Origin of the sequence: Candidatus Oscillochloris fontis (genome assembly GCF_004138135.1) — a bacterium.
Classification (GTDB): domain Bacteria; phylum Chloroflexota; class Chloroflexia; order Chloroflexales; family Chloroflexaceae; genus Oscillochloris; species Oscillochloris fontis.
This window is the reverse complement of the sequence record NZ_RYFD01000088.1, coordinates 1-5,869: the sequence shown is the minus strand read 5'-3', so window position 1 is coordinate 5,869 and position 5,869 is coordinate 1. Positions and strand designations below refer to the sequence as shown.

Here is a 5,869-nt window from a genome sequence, read left to right as displayed (position 1 = left end):
CTCCTGCACTCCGGCGTACAGTTCCAGGCCGGCCAGACGCAGCGGTGGGCGTCCGGTGAGGGTCAGCAGATAGCGGACGCGGCGCAGCAGATGGGTCACGCTCTCCGCCACGACGTGGGCGTCGGGGTCGGGTGGAATTGCGGGTGTGGGAGGGGCGGGAGGGGCCGTCGTCGCGGGTGCCGGTGGGTCGGACGGGGGTGGGGTCGCGTCAGCCGCAACGGAGGGCACCCGCAGTCCCGTCATCGTCAAGACCCCGGGGACGGCGGGGTCAGGCGGCGGCTCGGTGCGCACCAGCGGCCCGAGTTCCTGCCGAACGGCATGGCGCAGCGCGACGGTCAGCGCCGAATCGGTACGCGCCAACGGGTCGGCCAGATTCCGCAGATAGTGGGTCTGGCAAAATTGGTGGGGCGTGGTGGGCAACACGGTCGCGACTGCGGGCACCAGACCACGCTGTTTGTCGCTGACGATGGCGCGAATGGGCCAGTCCAGCGTCCGCAGGGGCTGCAAGAATCCTTCAAAGGTCGCCTGATCCTGCCCACTCAGCCAGCCACTGCGCAGCACCACCCCGGTGAGCAGGTCGCGGATACACCAGAGTTGCGGTTCGCCCCCTTCGGGGGCAAGGCCATCGAGGGCCAGCACCAACCCGCCGTGGGTGGCAGCAACCTGGGTCAGCCGGTCGTGGTGTTGCCGTTCGTGACAGGCCAGCACGGGCAGGTAGACCTGCTGGTAGAGGCGGCGCACCTGCGTCTCGGCGATCTGGATCTTCGGCGTCAGATCGGTGTGGATCTCGGCATAGGTCGCACAGCGCATCTGGCGCTGCCAGCCGATCCGCACGACCACATCAGCGCCATAGGTCGTGAACGGCAGCGCGACCTGTTGCCCTGCTGCCGAACGCAGGTGCATCGTTGCGCCTGCACACTGCGGGTTCGCACAGCAGGCGGGACGACTCGCCACCGAGCGAACCCCGGTGAGGGTCTGCACCGTCTTGTCCCAGAGCAAGGTATTCCGCAGTTTCAAGACTCCTCCACACATGGGGCATGCGGACCGTTCAGGATGGTAAATGATGCGTTCGCTCGGATATAATGACTTCGGGGTTTTCATCGGTTTCTCCTTGGCGGGATGCGAACCGATGATACCCCCTTTTATCTCACAGCGTGACTTATGCGGTATTGCCAAAATAGGCTCCCGCCACGCTCTTATGCCGCAAAATCAAAGACCGGTGCCCGCACGATCTTTGTGGGGGTCGTCCGTGATTGGAGCAGGGCGTGAATGCGCGCCACCGTCTCCGGGGCAAAGAAGCGTTCCCCGGTGTCACGATTGACTCGCGCAGGAACATGTTCAATGATGATGATTTCCTCGCCGAATGCGAGTATATAGGTCACATCTTGATATTCGAATCGCTCATTCCCGTCAAAGGTCGTCATTTCGTTTTCCTCCGTATGCGGTTGTTCTTCCATCGTTGGGAATCAGGCTCATACAAGGTAATAATTTTGATCAGTGGACGTGATGGGTAACTACAGTGAATATGAATGGGACGTTGATTCCGGGTAAAACCGAGGAGTAAGACACTTGGCCCATATTTATCAAGGGGATAATCTTCAATGATTTCTGCGGTGGCTATCGCCTCATGTAGATCTTGAAGGGTAATTGCCCGAAGAATACTTTGGGTGAGCGCATGTTCGGAAAATTCATAGACATTATGGCGTATTTTCTCCTGTATCTCTGGGATCATTGCTGGTATGCTTCATCAATCTTGCTTTCTCCTCACCAGATAAGTATACCACACCCATTGGTCGAACGACGGGTATCCAAAAGGCGAAAACGGGCGCACAAGGTCGCAGACTCTCCAATGAGCCTTGACCGAAGCGGACTCCCCAATGGGCGTTGCTCGTGGCCGATTCTCTGATGGGCATTGCTCGTGGCTGACTCTTCGACGGGGAGAGGTCGAAGCTGTCTCTCTGATGGGGTTCAAAGGTCGCGGACTTTTCGCCGGACATTGGAAGCTGATTTCCCAACGGGCGCTGGCGGAAACCGACTCTTCAACGGGCTTGGAAGGTCGCAACGATTCCTCGGCTCCCGGTGGGCTGGAGGCTGCCCCGACGCCCAACGCCAGCCTTCAGGTGCGCCGATGGCAGGCTTCCCGTGATCCCCATGAAGTTTGCCTTAGCAGGAACTATCCAGAATGCACCCAGGTTGCAGGCCGCGCCAGCGGCGTCACCTGCGAGGCGATGTTGGGCCATGCTGATGGCGATGGATGGTTGCTTGCACTCCCAGCATTACGCACAAAAGGGGGACTTCCTCTTTCTGCCTTTTATTCTGAAGCAAAACCCGTAAACTGTCGACGAAATGGCGCATGAAAGGCTAAGACAATATCGGTTTTTGGAACACCGCGTTCGACTAACCGATAGGCAATGCCTTCTTCTGTTCCATCGTGTTGGATCCAAATTTTACCATTTTTGATGTCAATATGCCAGAGACATCCATGAATACGTTCGTAGCCATTCCAGCCCACACTGAGCAGTTGATAATGGTCATGGGTCGAGTCGCTAATCGCCTCAATCTCAACGTGTCCATAGGATGGGCGATAGTGACGGTATTCTTGAAGTAATTCTTGAATATACTGCCGATATTGGGTTACTTTATCCATTGGGCAACCTCCTTTCGGTCAGGATGATAGATCAGCAGCTTGATGTCATACTGTTGGATAACACCTTGGGTGAATACAAGGGTAAAGAAGGTATGATAAATATCAATAGGTACGGCTAAAAATAAGCTCCGATGCGGTTGTTTTTGCTGTACGGCGAACCGATAATTTAAAAACTGACCAAGTGCGGTATGAAATTCGCTGACGAGTGAAGCCCCTAAAAAACTCTTCACTTCAACCGCGATGCGTTCGCCTTCCTTCTCGGCCGCGATGCTGGCGTTGGGCGTGGAGCTGACGGGAGCGCATCAGGGCGTGGGCGTAGCGAGATGGGAGCGACCTGTGATGCCATCGCACGAGTCTGCGACCTTCGATGCCACCGCACGAGTCTGCAACCTTCAATGCCCGTCATCGAGTCTGCAACCTTCATTGCCCGTCATCGAATCTGCGACCTCAATGCCCGTCATCGAGTCTGCGACCTTCATTGCCATCGCACGAATCTGCGACCTCAATGCCCGTCATCGAGTCTGCGACCTTCATTGCCCGTCATCGAATCTGCGACCTTCATTGCCCGTCATCGAGTCTGCAACCTTCATTGCCCGTCATCGAATCTGCGACCTTCATTGCCCGTCTGCGAGTCTGCGACCTTCATTGCCACCGCACGAGTCTGCGACCTCAATGTCCGTCTGCGAGTCTGCGACCTTCAATGCCATCGCACGAATCTGCGACCTCAATGCCCGTCTGCGAGTCTGCGACCTTCGATGCCACCGCACGAATCTGCGACCTCAATGCCCGTCTGCGAGTCTGCGACCTTCAATGCCATCGCACGAATCTACGACCTTCAATGCCACCGCACGAGTCTGCGACCTTCATTGCCACCGCACGAGTCTGCGACCTTCATTGCCCGTCTGCGAGTCTGCGACCTGCGATGCCCGTCCGCGAGTCTGCAACCTTCAATGCCCGTCAGCGAGTCATCCCCCCGCCCAACATCGCCTCGCAGGTGACGCCGCTGGCGCGGCCTGCGAACCGGGTGCATTCTGGGTGTTTCCTGGTGGGCAAGCCTCATGCAGATCACGGGAACGTGCCAGCGGCGCACCTGAAGGCAGGCGTTGGGCCGTCTCTGCCCGAAGCGATGGGGCATGCCAACGATGCTGATGAGTCTGTGCGATGCGCCATTGCGGATGGATCGCATGCCCGATTCTGGACAAGCAGTGCCGTGCCAGGGGGAGCATCTGGAGCCGTGCCCATGATCCCGCCCCTACCACCGATACATGCCAGAGGGATCGCATCCCCGGTTCCGCACGAGCGGTGCCGGGCCAGGGGAGCCGCCGAGCGGGTGCCGTGCCCACGATCCCGCCCCCACCACCGAGGTAGGAATGGTTCGAGGGATCCCATCCCCGGTTCCGCACGAGCCGTGCCGTGCCAGGGGAGCCACCGAGCGGACGCCGTGCCCACCAAGCACGCCCCCACCACCGATGGATGGCATGGTGGACGCATCCCCGGTTCCGCACGAGCGATGCCGTGCCAGGGGAGCAGCCGAGCGGATGCCGTCCCCATGATGACGCCCCCACCACCGAGGTAGGACGTGTTCGAGGGATCCCATCCCCGGTTCCGCACGAGCCGTGCCGTGCCAGGGGAGCAGCCGAGCGGGTGTCGTCCCCATGATGACGCCCCCACCACCAATAGATGGCGTGTTGGAAGGATCGCATGGCCGGTTCCGGACGAGCGATGCCGTACCCAGGGGAGCCGCCGGACGTGCGCCGTGCCCACCAAGTACGCCCCAACCACCGAGGTAGGGATGGTTCGATGGATCCCATCCCCGGTTCCGGACGAGCCGTGCCGTACCCAGGAGAGCAGCCGGGAGCGTGCCGTGCCCACCTCTCACGCCCCGACCACCGAGGCATGGATGGTTCGAGGGATCGCATCCCCGGTTCCGTACCAACCGTGCCGTGCCAGGGGAGCAGCCGGGAGCGTGCCGTGCCCCGCTCTCCAGACCCTACCATGGGGTCACGCAGGAGTCGCAGCACGAACGCCGTGCCCAACCTTTAGGGCACTACCAGCGAGAAACGCCAGGAGGTGGAAGGTTCTTTTTTTGCGCCGTGCCGGGAGCATGCGCAACCGTTCGTCATCAACCGTATGGCCCAACATCGCCTCGCAGGTGACGCCGCTGGCGCGGCCTGCGAACTCGGTGCATTCTTTGGCTTTCTTTCTGGGCAAGCCTCGCTCGGATCACGGGAACCCGCCAGCGGCGCACCTGAAGGCTGGCGTTGCGCCTTCTCTGCACGCAGCGATGGGGCATACCAACAATGCTGAGGCGTCCGTGCGATGCGCCATTGCGGATGGATCGCATGACCGATTCCTGACGAGCGATGCCGTGCCCAGGGGAGCAACCGAGAATGCGCCGTGCCAGCGATTAGGGACATGCCACCAATGGATGCCGTTTGTGGATTATCAGATCGCGTCACGTTGGTGGGTTATCCGATCACATCAAGACAATAGAGACCGTTGGTCTGTGTGCATGATCCCACCCGTCCACGCAGTAATGAGTGCCCCTGTATGGTATACTCTCTCTGCGTAATCACGCCACGAGCGAGGAGTAAGGCACCATGTCCGCACGGGATCTTTTTCATCACGCCGTAAAACAGGCACTCTGCGCCGATGGATGGACGATTACCGACGATCCGCTGGTGGTGCAATTCGGCGGCGTTGATCTGTATATTGATTTGGGGGCAGAGAAACTCATCGCGGCCGAGAAGGAAGGCGAACGCATCGCGGTTGAAGTAAAGAGTTTTTTAGGGGCTTCTCTGGTCAGCGAATTTCATACCGCACTTGGTCAGTTTTTAAATTATCGGTTCGCCTTACAACAAAAAGAACCGCATCGGAGCTTGTTTTTAGCCGTACCTATTGATATTTATCACACTTTTTTTACCCTTGTATTCGCCCAAGGTGTTATTCAACAGTATGACATCAAACTGCTCATCTATCATCCTGACCGAAAGGAGGTTGCGCAATGGATAAAGTAACCCAATATCGGCAGTATATTCAAGAATTACTTCAAGAATACCGTCACTATCGTCCATCCTATGGACACGTTGAGGTTGAGGCGATTAGCGACTCGACCCATGACCATTATCAACTGCTCAGTGTGGGGTGGAATGGCTACGAACGTATTCATGGATGTCTCTGGCATATTGACATCAAAAATGGCAAAATTTGGATCCAACACGA

7 protein-coding genes are annotated in these 5,869 nt (G+C 58.3%); 2 read left to right on the top strand and 5 right to left on the bottom strand.

Annotation, left to right across the window (positions count from 1 at the left end; translation table 11 throughout):
• From EKD03_RS17795 to EKD03_RS19125, 5 genes are all read right to left on the bottom strand, one after another.
• Positions 1-1,017, bottom strand: a 1,017-nt coding sequence (locus EKD03_RS17795) for a transposase (RefSeq protein ID WP_174842896.1), incomplete at its 3' end; no start/stop codon positions are given.
• Positions 1,018-1,196: 179 nt separating this feature from the next.
• Positions 1,197-1,424, bottom strand: coding sequence for a hypothetical protein (locus tag EKD03_RS17790; protein WP_129633738.1), 228 nt, complete (start codon positions 1,422-1,424; stop codon positions 1,197-1,199).
• Complete coding sequence (locus EKD03_RS19130; RefSeq protein ID WP_129633737.1) at positions 1,421-1,732, bottom strand: DUF4258 domain-containing protein; 312 nt, start codon at positions 1,730-1,732, stop codon at positions 1,421-1,423. Before EKD03_RS19130 ends, EKD03_RS17790 begins: the two co-directional genes overlap by 4 nt.
• Before the next feature lie 579 nt (positions 1,733-2,311).
• Positions 2,312-2,647: a XisI protein gene (locus EKD03_RS17780; RefSeq protein ID WP_129633735.1), complete on the bottom strand. Its 336-nt coding sequence runs from the start codon at positions 2,645-2,647 to the stop codon at positions 2,312-2,314.
• Entirely contained in the window at positions 2,635-2,916 is a 282-nt protein-coding gene (locus tag EKD03_RS19125; RefSeq protein WP_129633740.1) for an element excision factor XisH family protein, read from the bottom strand. The genes EKD03_RS17780 and EKD03_RS19125 overlap by 13 nt, the downstream gene beginning before the upstream one ends.
• Before the next feature lie 2,331 nt (positions 2,917-5,247).
• On the opposite strand from EKD03_RS19125, the gene EKD03_RS17770 reads away from it, so the two are divergent.
• Both EKD03_RS17770 and EKD03_RS17765 read left to right on the top strand, forming a co-directional pair.
• Positions 5,248-5,664 (top strand): element excision factor XisH family protein, encoded by a 417-nt coding sequence (locus tag EKD03_RS17770; protein WP_129633733.1) that lies wholly within the window; start codon positions 5,248-5,250, stop codon positions 5,662-5,664.
• On the top strand, positions 5,652-5,869 hold a 218-nt coding region (locus EKD03_RS17765; RefSeq protein ID WP_161569308.1), incomplete at its 3' end, for an element excision factor XisI family protein. The genes EKD03_RS17770 and EKD03_RS17765, both read left to right, overlap by 13 nt.

Excerpts from the sequence above, each read along its gene's own strand:
- EKD03_RS17790 (WP_129633738.1), bottom strand. The coding sequence starts at position 1,424 with ATGACGACCTTTGACGGGAATGAGCGATTCGAATATCAAGATGTGACC.
- EKD03_RS19130 (WP_129633737.1), bottom strand. The coding sequence starts at position 1,732 with ATGATCCCAGAGATACAGGAGAAAATACGCCATAATGTCTATGAATTT.
- EKD03_RS17780 (WP_129633735.1), bottom strand. The coding sequence starts at position 2,647 with ATGGATAAAGTAACCCAATATCGGCAGTATATTCAAGAATTACTTCAA.
- EKD03_RS17770 (WP_129633733.1), top strand. The coding sequence starts at position 5,248 with ATGTCCGCACGGGATCTTTTTCATCACGCCGTAAAACAGGCACTCTGC.